The 17,300-nt window shown below is 47.5% G+C and carries 14 protein-coding genes; 11 read left to right on the top strand and 3 right to left on the bottom strand.

Annotated features, from left to right (window positions below; translation table 11 throughout):
* Nucleotides 1-16: 16 nt before the first annotated feature.
* The 4 genes from NYE36_RS16545 to NYE36_RS16530 are packed head-to-tail and all read left to right on the top strand — an operon-like array spanning nt 17 to nt 3,953.
* Nucleotides 17-1,282 (top strand): extracellular solute-binding protein, encoded by a 1,266-nt coding sequence (locus NYE36_RS16545; protein WP_039255045.1) that lies wholly within the window; start codon nt 17-19, stop codon nt 1,280-1,282.
* Nucleotides 1,283-1,318: 36 nt separating this feature from the next.
* A complete protein-coding gene (locus tag NYE36_RS16540; RefSeq protein WP_023357120.1) occupies nt 1,319-2,197 on the top strand; it encodes a sugar ABC transporter permease in 879 nt (292 codons plus the stop codon).
* 3 nt (nt 2,198-2,200) lie between these two features.
* Nucleotides 2,201-3,085: a carbohydrate ABC transporter permease gene (locus NYE36_RS16535; protein ID WP_003151895.1), complete on the top strand. Its 885-nt coding sequence runs from the start codon at nt 2,201-2,203 to the stop codon at nt 3,083-3,085.
* A 13-nt stretch (nt 3,086-3,098) separates the two neighbouring features.
* Nucleotides 3,099-3,953, top strand: a complete 855-nt coding sequence (locus NYE36_RS16530) for a PfkB family carbohydrate kinase (RefSeq protein WP_032867112.1) — start codon at nt 3,099-3,101, stop codon at nt 3,951-3,953.
* Between the two features lie 24 nt (nt 3,954-3,977).
* On the opposite strand, the gene NYE36_RS16525 is transcribed toward NYE36_RS16530, so the two are convergent.
* Complete coding sequence (locus tag NYE36_RS16525) at nt 3,978-4,706, bottom strand: GntR family transcriptional regulator (protein WP_012118372.1); 729 nt, start codon at nt 4,704-4,706, stop codon at nt 3,978-3,980.
* Between the two features lie 155 nt (nt 4,707-4,861).
* Between NYE36_RS16525 and ugpC the strand changes: the two genes are divergently transcribed.
* Nucleotides 4,862-5,968 carry a sn-glycerol-3-phosphate ABC transporter ATP-binding protein UgpC gene (gene ugpC, locus NYE36_RS16520; RefSeq protein ID WP_032869751.1) on the top strand — a complete coding sequence of 369 codons (1,107 nt, stop codon included), beginning with the start codon at nt 4,862-4,864 and terminating at the stop codon, nt 5,966-5,968.
* A 48-nt stretch (nt 5,969-6,016) separates the two neighbouring features.
* On the opposite strand, the gene NYE36_RS16515 is transcribed toward ugpC, so the two are convergent.
* Nucleotides 6,017-6,886, bottom strand: a complete 870-nt coding sequence (locus NYE36_RS16515; RefSeq protein WP_007410107.1) for an endonuclease — start codon at nt 6,884-6,886, stop codon at nt 6,017-6,019.
* Nucleotides 6,887-7,085: 199 nt separating this feature from the next.
* Between NYE36_RS16515 and allC the strand changes: the two genes are divergently transcribed.
* The 5 genes from allC (at nt 7,086) to NYE36_RS16490 (ending at nt 13,671) form a co-directional block, all read left to right on the top strand.
* Nucleotides 7,086-8,327, top strand: a complete 1,242-nt coding sequence (allC, locus tag NYE36_RS16510; protein WP_241457664.1) for an allantoate deiminase — start codon at nt 7,086-7,088, stop codon at nt 8,325-8,327.
* 18 nt (nt 8,328-8,345) lie between these two features.
* A complete protein-coding gene (locus tag NYE36_RS16505) occupies nt 8,346-9,599 on the top strand; it encodes an alanine--glyoxylate aminotransferase family protein (protein WP_015418152.1) in 1,254 nt (417 codons plus the stop codon).
* Between the two features lie 121 nt (nt 9,600-9,720).
* Complete coding sequence (locus tag NYE36_RS16500) at nt 9,721-10,917, top strand: tetracycline resistance MFS efflux pump (protein ID WP_015418151.1); 1,197 nt, start codon at nt 9,721-9,723, stop codon at nt 10,915-10,917.
* A gap of 56 nt (nt 10,918-10,973) precedes the next feature.
* Nucleotides 10,974-12,107 carry a hypothetical protein gene (locus NYE36_RS16495; RefSeq protein WP_015418150.1) on the top strand — a complete coding sequence of 378 codons (1,134 nt, stop codon included), beginning with the start codon at nt 10,974-10,976 and terminating at the stop codon, nt 12,105-12,107.
* Between the two features lie 433 nt (nt 12,108-12,540).
* On the top strand, nt 12,541-13,671 hold the full coding sequence (locus tag NYE36_RS16490) for a Rap family tetratricopeptide repeat protein (RefSeq protein WP_064115957.1): 1,131 nt from the start codon (nt 12,541-12,543) through the stop codon (nt 13,669-13,671).
* A gap of 455 nt (nt 13,672-14,126) precedes the next feature.
* Here the strand turns inward: NYE36_RS16490 and NYE36_RS16485 are convergent, their stop codons facing one another.
* Nucleotides 14,127-15,722 carry a PucR family transcriptional regulator gene (locus NYE36_RS16485; RefSeq protein WP_064107697.1) on the bottom strand — a complete coding sequence of 532 codons (1,596 nt, stop codon included), beginning with the start codon at nt 15,720-15,722 and terminating at the stop codon, nt 14,127-14,129.
* Between the two features lie 179 nt (nt 15,723-15,901).
* Here NYE36_RS16485 and NYE36_RS16480 point away from each other — a divergent pair, with 179 nt between their 5' ends.
* Nucleotides 15,902-17,266 (top strand): allantoinase, encoded by a 1,365-nt coding sequence (locus NYE36_RS16480; protein ID WP_265451028.1) that lies wholly within the window; start codon nt 15,902-15,904, stop codon nt 17,264-17,266.
* Nucleotides 17,267-17,300 lie beyond the last annotated feature (34 nt).

The following is a 17,300-nucleotide window of genomic DNA, read 5'->3' as shown; positions in this document are numbered from 1 at the left end:
AAAGGAGGAAAAGCATCTGAAAAAGCTCATCTGCCTGTTCGTTCTGTTAGCCGTATGTCTGTCAGCCGCCGCTTGTTCAAGCCAAAGCAGTTCCTCTGACGGAAAAGTGACCTTGAAGTTTTTTCACAGGTGGCCGAAGGAGCCGGAAAAAAGCTATTTTGAAGAAGCGGTCAAAGAATTTGAAGCTGCTCATCCGGATATTCATATCCAAACGGAAGCGGTCTTAAACGATTCTTATAAAGACAAGGTGAAAGTCATGCTCGGAACAACGAGCCCCCCTGATATTTTCTTTTCATGGAGCGACCGGTTTGCTTATAAATTCATCAAAGGAGATAAAGCCCTCGATCTGTCGTCTTACTATCAGCAGGATAAAGATTGGTCCTCACAGCTTGTGCAGTCACAAATCAAACCCTTTACGCATGACGGAAAACAGTACGGTGTTCCGTGGCAAATGGACGCTAAATCATTCTTTTATAATAAGGACATTTTTCATACATTACATTTGAAGCCCCCGGCGACATGGGATGAACTGATCACAGTCTCTGAGAAATTGAAAGAGAACGGATATATTCCGATCAGTTTCGGCACAAAAGCGCCTTGGACGATTTCTCATTATATCGGGACGCTGAACCAGCGTATGGTGGATGAAAAAACGCGGGCGAAGGATTACAGCCCGGAAACCGGGGAGTTTACGGACGAAGGCTATGTCAAAGCGCTTGAAAAGCTTCAGGAACTTCTGCCGTACTTTACAAAGCACGTGAACTCCGTTGATCACGAATACGTGCGCCAGCAGTTTACGAGCGGCAAAGCGGCGATGATTTATGCGGAAACGGCAGAAATTAAGCTCGTCGAACCGGTCAATCTGGGCTTGTTTCCTTTCCCGAAACTCAGCGGCGAAAAGGGATCTCCCCGTGCACTGACTGGATCTCCCGAAGGATTTATGATTTCCTCAAAAACGAAGCACCCGAAAGAAGCCATGGAATTTCTACAGTTTTTAACCTCGAAAAAAATGGGAGAGAAGCTGATAAAAGACGTCGGTAAATACAGCGCGGTTCAAGGAACGGCGACAGAAAACAATTCCGCCCCGATCCAGCGTGAAGCCGTGCAGGATATCGTCCGCGCCGAATCAATGGTGCCGTGGTTTGATATGGATGTTGACGTTGAAATCGCCGATGTGTATGCGGCAGGCGTTCAGCAGATGCTCGGCGGCACAATGACACCGCGCGAGGTGATGAATTCCGTGCAGAAAGCGGCGCGTCAGGTCAAAGCGTCATCTGAATAGAACAGATTTCTTTGGAGAAAGGAGATGAGGATTTCCTTGGTCAGCCGAAAACGTTTCATTCCGTATCTGTTTCTCGCGCCCGCGCTGATTTTTCTGCTGTTCGTTTACATTCCGATTATTGAGAATGTGTTTTTCAGTCTGTTTGAATGGAGCTCATTTCAACCCGAAAAGACATTTATCGGTTTGAAAAATTATATTGACCTGTTTCACGATCCCGTGTTTTTTACAGCGCTCCGCAACAATGTGCTGTATGCGGTCATATCGCTGATTTGCCAGGTTGGCGGCGGCTTAATTCTGGCGGCCGTGCTGGAAGACAGACTGGTAAGAAAATGGTCGCCGTTCTTCCGCACGGTCTTTTTTCTTCCGGTCGTCATTTCCATGACCGTCATTGCGCTGTTGTTTGATTTTATTTATAACCCGGAAATCGGGCTTTTGAATCAGCTGCTGGAAGCCGTCGGACTTGATGAACTGACCCGGGCGTGGCTGGGCGATGAAAACACCGCTATGCTGTCTGTCATTTTTGTGTCTCAATGGCAGTCTGTCGGTTACATCGCCATGCTGTATATTGTCTCGATTCAGAGCATTCCCGCTGAATTATATGAATCGGCGCAGCTGGACGGAGCCGGAAAAATCCAGCAGTTTTTTCACATTACGGTGCCGCAGACGAAAGAAATGTCGTTTGTTGCTGTGGTGATGACGCTGACCGGCGCATTTACCGTATTTAATGAACCGTATATTCTGACCGGCGGAGGGCCGGGCAATGCTTCAGAAGTGCTGAGCACATTTTTGTATAAGAGCGCTTTTACAAAGGATATGATGGGCTACGCTTCTGCGATCGCGACGGTGGTGCTTTTGCTGACGCTTGCTCTGTCGCTTATTCAGATGAAATTCTTTAAGACCGGAAAGGAGGAGTAGCCGATGCTTCCTGAAAAGACGGACTTGCGTCATGCCCGTCAGGCCGTCAGAACAGGCGGAAAACCGAGAAAATGGTATGTCGGGGAAACGTCTGTGTGGCTGTTTCTCTTTATCTACCTCATTGCCGTTGCATATCCGCTGTTATGGATGGCGGTCAGCGCCTTTAAAAGCTCGGATGAGATTTTTGAGCACAGCTGGTCGCTGCCCTCTGTCTGGCATCCCGAAAACTTCGTATCCGCATGGAACCAAGGGATTTCCGCTTATTTTATGAACAGCGTCATTGTGACCGTGCTGACTTGTCTCATCACCGTATTTGTGAGCGCCTGGGCGGCATACGGGCTGGCCCGTTTTCAATTTAAAGGAAAAGGGTTTGTGCTGATCATTTGTCTTGGCGGCTTGATGCTGACGCCGCAGGTCAGTCTTGTGCCGCTGTACTCCATTATCCAGTCATTGGGACTGTACAATACGTATTGGGCATTGATTCTTCCGTACGCCGCCTACCGTATTCCGTTTACCGTGATTCTGATCCGTTCCTATTTTTTGTCGATTTCCAAAGAGCTTGAGGAAGCCGCCTATCTGGATGGATGTACAAGTTTCGGAATATTTTTCAGAATATTCTTACCTATGAGCGTGCCGATTCTGGTGACATCAGGCATTTTGACGGCTTACCATACATGGAATGAGTTTATGTTTGCGATTATTTTTATCGATGATGAAAATTTACGGACGATTCCGGCCGGGCTGATGCAGTTCAGAGATGCGCTGCAGACGGATTGGGGCGTGCTGCTGGCCGGGCTGACGATTTCTGCTGCTCCGATCATCGCGCTGTTTTTATTGATGCAGAGATATTTTATCCGCGGCATTGCTGCGGGAAGCGTGAAAGGATAAGGAGGATGAAAAGATGAAACTGATAGCGGCAGGAGATAATGTAGTAGATTATTATCAGGATCAGGAGACGTTTTACCCGGGCGGAAATGCGTTAAATGTAGCCGTGCTTGCCCGGCGCTTAGGCCATGAAACTTCTTATATCGGGATTCTCGGCAGTGATGAAGCGGCGGATCACGTATTGAATGTGCTGAAACTGGAAAAGGTGAATGCCGATCTGATCCGCCGGGCATACGGAGAAAATGGGATGGCGGTCGTCACGCTTGATGAAAGAGGGGACAGGATATTTGCCGGATCAAATAAAGGCGGCGTGCAATCGCGTCTGACGCTCGCTTTTCAGGAGAATGACATCTCATTTATCGCCGGACATGATTTGCTGCATACGAGCGTATACAGCAGGATAGAACGTGATCTTCCGATGCTTAGCGGCCATGTGCCGATTTCCTTTGACTTCTCTGTAAAACGTGACGAAGCCTATTTAGAAGCGGTCTGTCCGTACGTGACGTATGCGTTTTTTTCCGGGAGTGATTTGAGTGAAAGTGAATGTATGCGGCTTGCCGAAAAAGCCCGCGGTTTCGGAGCGAAAATCGTCTGTCTGACAAGGGGGGAATATGGCGCGGTGTTATCGGATGGGGAACGCGTCTATCATCAGCCGGTGGTAAGAGCTGATATAATAGATACATTGGGCGCGGGTGATTCTTTTATCGCCGGGTTTCTTACCGATTTCTTCGAGCATCAGGATATTCGGCGAGCGCTTACTGCGGCCGCCGGGACGGCTGCCAAAACATGCGGAGGGTTCGGAGCGTTCGGTTACGGGCATCCCTACAGGCCGGGCGGCGGGAAAAGCAGTGAAAAAACGAGAATACGATAAGCATTGTCTCGTTTTTTATACTTGTTACGCATAGGGACTGTTAATGGTAAACGTGACGCGGTCGGTATGCATTAAAAACAGCGAGCTGTATATCGGCTGGTCTTTTGACATAAAAGCGGTTTTGTCAATTTCAAAAAGCGCATCCCCGATATCACAAGCCAGATAGCGGCTTTCTTCCTGCTTGGCGTATACGACATTTAACAGCTTCGTATTATGGGTGGGCACCACCTGATAGTGCTGTTTCAAAATGTCATGCATCGACACGCCGCCTTTAATATGCTTGCCGATGTCGGGAAATAAACTGAGCGGATAGTGGGCGATTTCGAATGAGAGCGGCTGGTCGTCGTGAAATAAAATGCGTTTTAATTCAAGAACGGGACTTTCGGAAGCGACGCGAAGTTTTTGGGCGATGGATTTAGGCGCTTCAATGATTTCATGGGAAAGGATCTGGTGTTTCGGTTTTTTCCCCGTTGATTCCATAAATTCAGAGTAGCCGTTGACCGCGATGAGCTCCCGCTTCAGTTTAGGGCTTTTAACGAACGTTCCCTTTCCCTGCTGCCGGACGAGCCAGCCTTCTTCCACAAGATCAAGGATGGCCTTCCTGACCGTTATGCGGCTGACGTTGTACGTTTCGCACAGCTCATTTTCGGTCGGCAGTTTCACGGACGGCGAATAAACGCCCTTCTTGATATCGTCCGCGATAATTTGTTTCAGCTGAATATATAAAGGTTTCGAGCTCCCGTTATTTAACAATGGGACGGACCTCCTTTGTCAAGTAGTAGTACTATTATATGTATTATGACGTTATAATACAAATTTGCTTTTCATTTATGAATCTGTCAGAAACCCCGAACATTTTTAACATAACAGAAAGATGTGGCGGTTTCCAGTATTGGAGGAGGTTTCGAATGGCATCATTAACATTTGACCATATCAAAAAAACATACGGCGCCCAATCGGCGGCAGTGAAGGATTTTCACTTAGATGTAAAAGATGAGGAGCTGCTGGTGCTAGTCGGTCCCTCAGGCTGCGGCAAATCTACGACACTCAGAATGATTGCCGGACTGGAGAGCATTTCTGAGGGGAAGCTTTATATCGATGGAGACACGGTGAACGATCTGCCTCCGAAGGATCGTGATATCGCGATGGTTTTTCAGAATTACGCGCTGTATCCCCACATGACGGTGTTTGACAATATGGCGTTCGGTTTGAAGCTCAGAAAGCTGCCGAAAAAAGAAATCGCAGAGCGAGTCCGGACGGCCGCCGATATTTTGGAAATCGGGCATCTGCTCAAGCGGAAACCGAAGGCTCTCTCAGGCGGGCAACGGCAGCGGGTTGCGCTCGGCCGGTCGATCGTGCGGGAGCCGAAAGTGTTTCTGATGGACGAGCCGCTTTCCAACTTAGACGCGAAATTGCGAGTGACGATGCGCGCCGAAATCAGCAAGCTCCATCAGCGTTTGAAAGCGACCATCGTTTATGTGACGCATGATCAGACGGAAGCGATGACAATGGGCGACCGGATTGTCGTGATGAATGAAGGAGATATTCAGCAGGCCGCAAGCCCGCATGAGATTTATCATTATCCGGCGAATCTGTTTGTGGCGGGTTTTATCGGTTCTCCGAGTATGAATTTTATAAAAGGCGTCATTGAAGAAAGTCACGGGCAATGGTATTTTGCCGGTTCGTCCGTTCGTCTGCCCATTCCGAAAGAAAAAGCGGCTGTTCTTGTGCAGAAAGGATACAGCGGTAAGGAGATGATTGCGGGGCTGCGTCCGGAGCATTTGACGCTTGCCGGACAATCAGAGCACCCGCCTGAAGCGGTGTGCCGCGCTGTGGCGGAAGTATGTGAAAACTTAGGCGCGGAGATGTACGTTCATGCGGTGAGCGGAGATGACCGCATGACGATCCGTCTTGACGGCGCTTCACAGGTGAAACCCGGCGATGCCATTCTGCTTGCGGTCAATATGAACCGGGCCGTCTTTTTTGATGCCGACACTGAAAACGCCGTATATTAAAAAGGGAGCCTGATGATCGGGGCTCCCTTATCACTTCTTATGATACGATTACCAGATTTCATCCGCCCATTCCGGATGGTCGATAAACGGATTGCGGTTATGCTGATAGTCTTCGTAAATGATTTCGTTCCGCCGTTTTTCCTTACTGTCGACGGGGTCTTGTTGATTCCATTTGAGCAAAACGGACAGTTTTCCCATGTAAGGAGCTGAGCCGTTTCCGGTTTTATCATTCAGCTCAAGGTCGGGATACCCGTCGTCTCCTTCATAACGCACCGCCATGTAAAACAGCATGCGGGCGACGTCTCCTTTAACCTCATCGCGCGGCTCCCAGGAATCACCGTCGTAATAATTGCCCGGCGCTTTCGGGTATTCTGAGCCGCCGTTATCAAAATCCATATTTCCTCTGGCGCTGTTCACCTGGACGTCCGCAGGGCGCAGATGATGAATGTCCGTCCCGGGGCCGGCAGCTGTTCCGAAGTTTCCGTGTGACTTTGCCCACACGTGTTCGCGGTTCCAGTCCCCGACGCTGCCGCCGTTTTTACTTTTGGCCCGTGATTCCTGGGTGTAGAGCAAGATGACATTGTTCGGGTTTGCCGGATCTTCGTCAGTTTCCTTCAATGCATTCCATACTTGGCTGTAAGACAGCTTTGTATGTCCGCTGATGATGCGGTGCAGGGCGCTCTTTAAGGCCGTTCCGCTTTTTCCGGAAGCTTCTTTGTAATATGTGTCCGTATCCGCAGACGGAGTGATGACAGCTGAGGCAGTTTGCGGAAAAAGAGTTGTGCCGCCGGCAGTTGAAACCGCCATCCGGCTGTACAGATTCGTGTCAGCCGGCGCGCCCGCAGAGGCTGACGGCGCGGCCCATCCAAAAATGAAAAACAGGCAGACAATCGGCAGAAACCAAAGTTTTTTTGTCATGACTTGCCCTCCTTTACCTCTATTATCCAAAAAATAAATCTAATATTCTATCTTTTTTGAAAAATGGTTCCTTCGGCTTATTGGTCAAAGTATCCGGAAAATCATTGATTTTTTAGAGGATATGATAATGAACTCGTTATGCGCTCCTTCTATAATGAAGATCATCTTGTCAGTTTTTCAGTTTAAAAGGAGGGCGTGTATGGAACATCAGCAGCTTTCGGCGGCGAATATCGGGATTTCCGATGACATACAATGGCTGTCTCAATTCGGCGCTTCCGCTTCCGGCGGAGTGACGAGGCTTTTATATACGAAAGAATGGATGGACGCCCAGCTTGCCGTCAAAAAGAAAATGGAGGCGTTCGGGCTGGAAACGGCATTTGACGATGTCGGAAACGTGTTCGGCCGTTTGAGCGGCACAGAATCGCCTGATGAGGTGATTCTGACCGGGTCGCATATTGACACCGTTATTGACGGCGGCAAATATGACGGTGCGTTCGGCGTGCTGGCGGGCATGCTGGCGATCCGGTATTTGCATGAGACGTGCGGGCGTCCGAAAAAAACGCTGGAGGCTGTGTCGCTCTGTGAAGAGGAAGGGAGCCGTTTTCCCATCACCTATTGGGGCTCAGGCAATATCACCGGTGCTTTCTCGCTATCAGATGCGGAAACGCCGAAAGACGCGTCCGGCATTTTTCTGAAAGAAGCCATGCGGCAGAACGGCTTCGGTACAGGCCGTTATCCAGCACCGCTGCGCACTGATATTAGTGCCTTTCTGGAAATTCATATTGAACAGGGGCAAACGCTTGAACGATCAGGAAAGGATATTGGGATTGTCACCGGGATTGCCGGACAGAGACGCTATACTGTTACGCTTGACGGTGAATGCAACCATGCCGGCACCACTTCGATGAAATGGCGGAAAGACCCGCTCGCGGCGGGAAGCAGCATCATCCATGAACTGATGCTTTCAGCGGAAAGACAGCCGGAAGAGCTCCGCCTGACGTGCGGGAAAATGACGGTTGAGCCGAATATGGCGAATGTCATTCCGGGCCGTATCCAGTTTTCCGTTGATATTCGCCACCCGGAGGAAGACGTGCTGGCAGCCTTCCATCAGAAACTGGTGTCGATTGTTGAAAACATCAGCCGCAGCAAAGGAGTCAGGCCCGTTATTGATGAATATATGAGGATAGAGCCGGTTCAAATGAATCAGACACTGACACAAACCGCAGCGGAGGCTGCAAAAGAACTGGGGGCGGACCCGGAGAAGATCGTAAGCGGAGCGGGACATGACGCCCAGATGCTCGGCAGAACCTTTCCGGCCTGCATGCTGTTTGTGCCGAGCCGTGGCGGGATCAGCCACTCGCCGCTTGAATTCACACCCGTACATCAGCTTGAAACCGGCGTCCTTACGCTGGCGAATGTATTACATAAACTTGCCTATTAACGTAAAGGGGGAATCGGCGTGCCGACCAGAAAAGAATTGTGCATTCCGCAAAGAACGATTATGACACCGGGACCGACAGAAGCTGAACCGAGAGTGCTGAGGGCGATGGGCGCTCCGATCATCGGCCAGTTTGACCCGGCATTTACCGGCATCATGAACGAAACGATGCAAATGCTCCGTGAATTGTTTCAAACGGAAAACCGCTGGGCCTATCCGATTGACGGTACATCAAGAGCGGGGATTGAGGCTGTTCTCGCAAGTGTGATAGAACCGGGCGACAGCGTGCTCGTTCCGATATACGGACGATTCGGATACCTGCTGACTGAAATCGCCGAGCGGTACGGAGCGGACGTTCATACGATTGAGTGTGAATGGGGAACGGTCTTCCGGCCTGAAGAGATTATCAGCGAGATGAAAAAAATTTCCCCGAAAATCGTTGCTATGGTGCACGGAGAAACATCAACGGGGCGGATTCACCCGCTGAAAGAAATCGGGGAAGCGTGCCGCGCCCAAGACGCACTCTTTATCGTGGATGCCGTGGCCACGATCGGAGGCTGCGCCGTAAAAACGGATGAATGGAAGATTGACGCAGTCATCGGGGGAACGCAAAAATGCCTGTCGGTCCCTTCCGGAATGGCGCCGATTACTTATAATGACCGGACGGCAGCTGTCATTGCCGCGCGTAAAAAGGTAGAACGGGGCATTGCGACGGCAGCCGACGGCAAAAGGCTGTCCGGTCATCGGCCGGTTACGAGCAACTATTTTGATCTGAGCCAGCTCGAAGATTATTGGAGTGAAAGAAGGCTGAATCACCATACAGAAGCGACAGCAATGCTTTATGCGCTGCGGGAGGGTGTGCGCCTTGTCCTGGAAGAAGGACTTGAAGAACGGTTCCGCAGGCATCGGCGTCATGAAAAAGCGCTTACGGCGGGACTTGCAGCGATGGGCCTTGATTTATTCGGCGATCCGGAGGCGAAGCTGCCTGTCGTCACATGTGTGAAGATTCCGCCGGAAGCAGACGGCGAATCGATCAGAAGTATGCTTTTGTCTCAATTCGGAATTGAAATCGCCAGCTCGTTCGGTCCGCTGCAGGGGAAAATTTGGCGAATCGGAACGATGGGCTACAGCTGCAGGAAGGAAAATGTGCTGTTTGTGCTGGCCGGACTTGAAGCGGTTCTGATCAGACACGGAGTTGCCGTTAAAGCTGGGGAAGCGCTGCAGGCGGCCCTTAACATATATGATCTGCCGGCTGAAACCGGTGTGCTGTCATGAGACTTGAAGACGAGATTGAAATCATCTGGACTTTTTTCCCTTTTGCCCGTTATACTGAGTGGTATAAAAAATGACAAATATGGAATGATCATCTGTTTGTCTGGGGAGAAGGTAAGAAATCATGGCGTACATAGGCCGATTGTCAATTTTAATGCTGAATATGTTTATTGCGATGCTTGGAATCGGATTGATTATTCCGATTATGCCCACTTATATTACCGAATTCGGAGCGACGGGCAGCACGATGGGTCTGCTTGTTGCGGCGGCGGGGCTTACACAGCTTTTATTTGCGCCTATTGCCGGGGAAATAACCGACAAATACGGACGGCGGAAACTGATTATTTTCGGCATCGCCGCCTTTGCCGTGTCACAATTGATCTTCGCCTTTGCCGGAAGCCTCTGGCAATTGTTCGCATCCCGCCTTTTGGGCGGAATGGGCGCGGCGTTTTTAATGCCGTCAATGTTCGCTTACATTGCGGATATAACGACCGAAGAAGAACGCGGGAAAGGAATGGGGCTGTTCAGCGCGGCGATGACGCTTGGTGTCGTCATCGGGCCCGGTGTCGGAGGCTATTTGGTTCATTACGGCATGTCTGTGCCGTTCATCGTGTCTGCAAGTCTTGCCTGCTTTTCAAGTGTGCTTTCATTTTTCTTTCTGCCCGAAACGCTGGGGCGTGAAAAGCAGCTGGAAGCCCGGGCAAAAACGGAAAAACGTGAGCATCTGTTTAAGCAAATGTCACGCGCGCTCAAATCGCCGTTCGCGTTTATGCTGATTCTGGTTTTTGTGCTGAACTTCGGAATTATGAACTTTGAATCTGTTTTCGGCCTTTACGTTGACCATAAACACGGATTTAAAGCGTCTGATATTGCCTTTATTATTACGGCCGCGGGTCTCATCGGCGTGTTTGTGCAGGCGGTCGGCGTCAGTTATCTCGTCCGCAAGTTCGGGGAAAAACGCGTGATTAACGTGACGTTGATCGGTGCTGCTGCAGGACTTGTGTGGTGCCGGTTTGCGGGTTCATATTGGGCCGTTTTTGCCGCGGCAATCTTTTTCCTGACGCTGACATCGCTGCTCCGGCCGGCGGTTAACACGATGCTGTCGAAGCTCGCCGGTGACCAGCAGGGGTTTGCCGGCGGGATGAACACCTCATTCATCAGCTTAGCGAATATCGCCGGACCGTCAGCCGCCGGTTTTCTCTTTGATGTAAATATGGAATTTCCGTATATGCTGGGAGCGGCCATTCTCGCCATCAGTTTTCTGGCCGCGCTTGGCTGGGGCAAAAAGACACAGACCCGGCCGTTCACGCAGCAAGGATAGAATCAAAAGCCTCCGGGTATCCGGAGGCTTTTTGCTATCTCATAGGGAGGAAAAAAATGAGTAGGCTTAAAACCCTGTTTATTTTCATTTGTATACTGATCGTCACAACCTCTTGCGGTCTCATCCAAACTGGGAATGAAAAAGAGGAAAGAAGCAGCAATAAAAAGACTGTATTAAAGGATATTGACAATGCAAAATTTATTGTTGGTTTTTCTAACACTTTAGATAGGGGAAGTGAGATTGGGGTTTACAGTGAAGATGGTATTAAAATGGATAGCTTGGAATTGAAAGATGGTATAAATTTCACGATGTCTTCACATAACAAAAATAATACATTCTTCTCATCAAATAGAAGCAATAATCACTTAATGATAGACAATAAAACCGGAACAATAAACAAAATCAATGAAAAGAGTTTGTCAAAAACAACTGAAGATGAAGGTGCTTTCTTTATAAATAGTTCTGACGGTTATATCATCCATGACATTAACGTTGGATATACAGACAAAGGGCTGGAAAGTGAACTGGTATATTGGAAGGGAAACAGCCGAAAAAACAAGAAACAAATAAAGCTTGACGGAGAACTTGGATCAGCAATCGTCGCTAAAAATAAAATTTATGTCATTTCAAGTGATGAAGAAAGTATGTCCATCCTTTCAATTAACCCAGAGACAAATAAGCAAGAGAACAAGGCATCCATACCGAATAAAGGGATATACTTCATGGATGAAAAGGATGCATTCCAAGCTCTAAATGCAAATACATTTATACTGACGGTTAATGATAACGTGAATGAGAAAGAGAATTCTAAGCTCATATTAATAGACAGAGAGACGCTAAAGGTAAAAAAAGAAGTCGAGATGGAGAAAGGGTTTCATCCTGTAAAATTGAAAATATTAAAAGATAGCATCTTAGCTGTTTCTTTTGATGGAAAGCTGCAGGTGTTTGATAAAAAAATGGTTAAGAAAAAATCTTTTGATTTTTATGCTGGGGATGATAACAAATTAATGAATGATGTTCAATTCACTGATAGAGAGATGTATGTTTTACTTAAAAACTTTGATATCCAGCGCGATAAGAAGCTTGGAGACATCACGTCTTATGATTTGAAATCAGGCAAAAAGCTAAAAACAATCCCGCTAAAAGTAAACAAAGAGTGGGAAATTGCACGTTTTGAAATTTTAAAATAAGTTGAGATGATTAGATCAGCTCCAGTTACATTCTGCATATATTATACTCATCATTACCCGGGAGATTCCAGCATGGTTCAGGTTACCCTGTAAAGGGCAATAAGATAAGCGAAGGGATGGATTGACATGAATAGTATCAGGTACATATTGTATTTTGTGATTTCTTTCGTTTTACAGCTTCTCTGGTTCTTCTTAGTAAAAGAAAATTCTAATGTAACTATACTAGACATGTTGATAATGTCTCTGTTATTCACATTATTTATGTTCATCTTAGATAAATTTCTCAAAAAAAGCAGGCTGCATAGGGACTGCTTTTTTGTTGTAGACTTAAAACTAAGATTTATGATCAAGCCGAATGAAATTTTGCGGTTTTATTGCGGGCATACATAATTTTGGAAATGTTAGAATATGAAATAAAAGGAGGAGTGGCCTTGTGAGTTCTGTTTTACCATCATCGGAGGTTGGCGTTAAGATTAATGAATGGTACAAAATGATACGTCAGTTCAGTGTTCCGGATGCGGAGATTTTGAAAGCGGAAGTGGAACAAGAAATAAATGAGATGGAAGAAGACGAGTATCTACTGATTTACTACACCCTCATGAAATTCCGCCATCAGCTTATGCTGGATTATTTAGAACCGGTGACTACCCGTGTGAGACCGACAATTGACGAGCTGCTGGAAACAATCGAAGCATCAAATAAAGGAATTTCCGGCCTGCTGTGCTATTATTCTTTATTTTTCCGCGGCATGTATGAATTTGATCAAAAGCAGTATGTAAAGGCGATCGGCTTTTATAGAGAGGCTGAAAAACAACTCGTTCATGTGCATGATGAAATTGAGAGAGCGGAGTTTCATTTTAAACTGGCTGAAGCATATTACGGTATGAAACAAAGCCACGTCTCCATGCATCACGTAAAGCAAGCGCTCGATATTTACGATCAGTATGAGTTGTATAAAGTCCGGAAAATTCAATGTCTATTTGTCATATCAGGAAATTATGTTGACTTTAAACGCTTTGAAAAAAGTTTGCCGCATTTAGAAAAAGCTTTAGAGTTGTCGAAACAAGTAAACAATAATGAAAGGCTGCTCAGTTCTGCTTATTACAACATAGGAAAGAATTACGGAGACCTGGAAGAATACAGTAAAGCTGAAATCTACTTAAAAAAAGCAGCGGAGATATCCGAAAAGTATAAATTGGGTAACCTTCCGCATTCCTTGTTTACATACGCAAAGCTTCTATTTAAACAAGGGAAAACAAGCGAGGCGATTCAAATCAGCAAAAAGGGACTTTCATCAGCGATATATCAAGGGGATAAGCTGTTTGAATCTCTGCAAAAATATTTGGAGGCTTTATATATTAATGCAATAGACCAAATGGGAATCAAAAAAACAATTGATTACCTTGAGAAAAATAAAAACTATTCGTATGTAGAAGATATTGCTCTTGATACGGCTGCTGTTTATGCAGAGTCAAAGCAATATGACAAATCTTATTTTTATCATCAAAAAATGATTCAAACGCAAAAACAAATTCAGAGGGGAGAATGCCTGTATGAATTTTAGAAAAGGCGTATTTATCATTGTATCGGCTGTCGTTTTAATGTCAGGGGCCGGTCTAACGGCATCGTCTGTTTCATTTGATGGATCATATCAAGTTTCGTCTGATCGTAATCAAACCTAAGAAGGAGAGTGCCAGTATGAATTTTAAAAAGAGCATTTTCATCATCCTGGGTCTGTCATTGACTTTAGTATGTGGATTGGGTATGAACACAGTGGAAAAACAAACACATGATACCTTTCAAACTGCCTCAGATCGTTTCCAGACTTGATCAGCTTACGCCTTTTCTTCGGGAAAGGCTTTTTTAGTTTAGATTAGAGTCTGCTGAAAATCATAACTAACGGCTGATGATATCAACGGAAGCAGATTTTGATGGCAGCATTTTTTGAGGATTAAGCTGAATCAATCCCCCTTAAATAGGATGCGGGAGAACACCCGCATCCCTGTCTCTAACCATTTCTTAACCGATCAGCCGCTGCATTCTCAGCGCGAGCCGCAGGCGCATCGTCGTCTCCGGATCTTTTAAGCTTTTGCCGAGCAGTTCCTCGCATTTTTCTAAACGATAGATCACCGTATTTCGATGGACGTACAGGCGCTTAGCCGTTTCTGAAATCTGGCAGTGGGTCTCCAGATAAACAGACAGCGTATGAAGCAGGCTCTGGTCTTCCTTTTGCCGGTCGGCCAGGCTTTGGAGGGTGGCTTCGTAAAATTTCTTCACATCTTCCGCCGGAAGCAGGCGGAGCAGCTCCGGCACGTCTTTGGCATGATAGATTTGAATAAACTCGGCGCTTCTGGACAAATGCCCGGATGAAATGGCGTCTGAAGCTTCAGTAAAAGCGTCAGGGACGTCGATCAGCTTTTGGCATATGTTTGAGATGCCGAAGGAGACAGTCCGTTTAAATTGCGTCCGGACCTGCTTTTGAAACTGCTCCAAAAAGCTGATGACAGACGCGTGCATTTCATTCCAGCTGTCTGTCGCTTCAATTAAAAGAATACCGACATTTCCTTTAATAAAGAGATGAGGGGGAAACGGAAAGGATGACAGCTCCCCTTCAAGCAGATCAAATACATGATCGGAAACGAGCTGATTTTCGGTAAAGCTGATCGTTTTCTCATTTCGGTCAAGCTTTCCGCAAATGCACATGTATTTCTGATCCCAGCGGAGCCGGAATTCTTTGGCGCGGCTTTTGATTTCTTCATGGCCGGTAAACGAGCGGTCGATGAAATTGCTGAAAAATTCATTGCGCGCCCGTCTGCCGAATTGTTTGACGGCATTTTCTTTCAGCAGTTCAAAGGAAATGACGTTGGCCGCCTGTTCAATTGTCAAAATCATGCCTTTATCAGCGGTCTGCACGAGCTCCGGAATCACCAGATAACCGCAGTTTTTTTCAACATTCAGAATTGGCAGGACAGAATACGCCTTTCTGTCGGACAGCATGGAAAAGCAGGTGAAATAAGGCCCGGAAAGGGAATAACAGATGTTTTTCAATAAAGACGTGTCAATGGGTATGCGGTGGGATGATGATAAGAGTTTTGTATGCTGATCCAAAAGCAGCACGGGAAGCCGGAGAATGTCTGAGAGCTTCTTAAGCAGGGATTGCAGCCCCTTGCCGCTCATGATGTGGTTTGTGAATTTTTTATGGGCGTAAATGGCCTGCTGCAGCTCATTTGAACGCATATCAAGAATATGGCTCAGTGTGGCGTTGACGATATCTCCGAGCCTGATGTCTTCCGGCAGCTCAATAATCGGAAATTCATACCGGTCGGCAAGCTCCGCGGCATCTTTCGGAATGACATTAAGATAACGCTTCGTTTTGATCCCCAGTCCCGCGCAGCCCCGTTTTGCCATGAGGCGGATCAAATCTTTCAACAGCTGCGGGCGGTCCTTCAAGTGATAAGCCGTGGTGACGAGCAATTCGTTTTTATGTAAAAAATCAGCGATGTCCGGCGCATCCATCATGTTGACGTGCTGCACCTCCCTCCATCCGCCGGATTTGCCTGCGATTAATGTTGCCCGCTCATAAGCGGGAATCTTCATCACGTCATAAATATTCATCAGTCAGTCTCCTTTCAGGTTCTAAAGACAACCATTGGTTAATATGAATAAAAATCATCAAAAATTATAGCGGTTTTGCTGATGTATTACGATCATAGTAGCAGTAAACTGGCAATCATAGACGCATGTTGTGATAAAAACTGACAGAAAATCGTCATCCTTACAGGGAGGAAGATAAAATGGCCTATGACGTAATTGTAAAGGGTGCGAAAGCTGTACGAAAAGGCGGAACAGAGCGGGCTGATATCGCCGTCAAGGACGGGAAAATCGCCTTGATCGGGCCCGGCATTGACGAAAACGCGGAACAAGTGGTGCAGGCGGACGGCATGTATGTGTTTCCGGGCGCGGTCGATTGTCACGTGCATTTCAATGAACCCGGCCGCGAAGAATGGGAAGGCATTGAAACCGGCTCAAACATGCTGGCTGCCGGCGGCTGTACGGCTTATTTTGATATGCCGCTTAACTGCATCCCTTCGACGGTAACTGCTGAAAACCTGCTGGCAAAGGCGGAAATCGCCGAACGGAAGTCATCGGTTGATTTTGCGCTTTGGGGCGGTTTGATGCCCGGATATACCGAACATATCCGGCCGATGGCAGAAGCGGGGGCAATCGGGTTTAAAGCGTTTCTGTCTAAGTCGGGAACGGATGAATTTCAATCAGCCGATGAACGGACTCTTTTAAAGGGAATGAAGGAAATCGCGGCGTGCGGCAAGATTTTGGCCCTGCACGCAGAAAGCGACGCCCTCACCCGATTCCTTGAAGCCGAGTACGCGCTCCGAGGGAAAATTGATGCCCGCGCTTACGCTTCCTCACGTCCGGAAGAGGCCGAATGCGAGGCTGTGCAGCGGGCGATTGAATATGCAAGAGCGACGGGATGCGCGCTTCATTTTGTACATATCAGCACGAAACGGGCTGTGCTCTCCATTCAGCAGGCGAAAAAAGACGGATTGGATGTCACCGTTGAAACGTGTCCGCACTACTTATTATTCAGCTTTGAAGACTTCCTCAAAAAAGGGGCGGCCGCCAAATGCGCTCCGCCGCTCCGCTCAGAGGCGGATAAAGAGGAATTGATCGGAGTTTTGGCTGAGGGCCTGATTGATATGGTGTCTTCGGATCATTCTCCCTGTCATCCGTCTTTGAAACGCGAGGATAATATGTTTCTGTCGTGGGGCGGGATCAGCGGAGGCCAATTTACGCTTCTCGGCATGATTCAATTAGCGATCGATCATGGGATTCCGTTTGAACATGTGGCCCGATGGACGGCCGAAGCACCTGCCAAGCGCTTCGGTTTAACGAATAAAGGACGGCTTGAAGAGGGATTTGACGCTGATTTTGCCATCGTCCGGCCGGAACCTTTTACCGTCACAAAAGAAACGATGTTTTCCAAACATAAGCAAAGCCTGTATGAAGGCCGCACCTTTCCATACCGAATTGCTGCGACCTACAGCAAGGGACGCTGTGTGTATCAGGATGGAGGCCGTAAGCAGAGCGGGGCTTTTGGAACATTCCTGAAGCCTTCTCAAATAAAAGAGCCGATTCTCTGATGAGAATCGGCTTTTTTTGTCGTTTGGAAAGCGG

The organism is Bacillus sp. FSL R5-0593 (assembly GCF_038603755.1).
GTDB lineage: Bacteria > Bacillota > Bacilli > Bacillales > Bacillaceae > Bacillus > Bacillus velezensis.
Note: the sequence above shows the minus strand (reverse complement) of the source record. Positions and strands in the feature narration are given on the sequence as shown.

What these genes read in the sequence shown, in the direction of transcription:
- NYE36_RS16535 (WP_003151895.1), top strand. Translation starts at nt 2,201, where the DNA reads ATGCTTCCTGAAAAGACGGACTTGCGTCATGCCCGTCAGGCCGTCAGA.
- NYE36_RS16530 (WP_032867112.1), top strand. Translation starts at nt 3,099, where the DNA reads ATGAAACTGATAGCGGCAGGAGATAATGTAGTAGATTATTATCAGGAT.
- ugpC (WP_032869751.1), top strand. Translation starts at nt 4,862, where the DNA reads ATGGCATCATTAACATTTGACCATATCAAAAAAACATACGGCGCCCAA.
- NYE36_RS16515 (WP_007410107.1), bottom strand. Translation starts at nt 6,886, where the DNA reads ATGACAAAAAAACTTTGGTTTCTGCCGATTGTCTGCCTGTTTTTCATT.
- allC (WP_241457664.1), top strand. Translation starts at nt 7,086, where the DNA reads ATGGAACATCAGCAGCTTTCGGCGGCGAATATCGGGATTTCCGATGAC.
- NYE36_RS16500 (WP_015418151.1), top strand. Translation starts at nt 9,721, where the DNA reads ATGGCGTACATAGGCCGATTGTCAATTTTAATGCTGAATATGTTTATT.
- NYE36_RS16495 (WP_015418150.1), top strand. Translation starts at nt 10,974, where the DNA reads ATGAGTAGGCTTAAAACCCTGTTTATTTTCATTTGTATACTGATCGTC.
- NYE36_RS16485 (WP_064107697.1), bottom strand. Translation starts at nt 15,722, where the DNA reads ATGAATATTTATGACGTGATGAAGATTCCCGCTTATGAGCGGGCAACA.
- NYE36_RS16480 (WP_265451028.1), top strand. Translation starts at nt 15,902, where the DNA reads ATGGCCTATGACGTAATTGTAAAGGGTGCGAAAGCTGTACGAAAAGGC.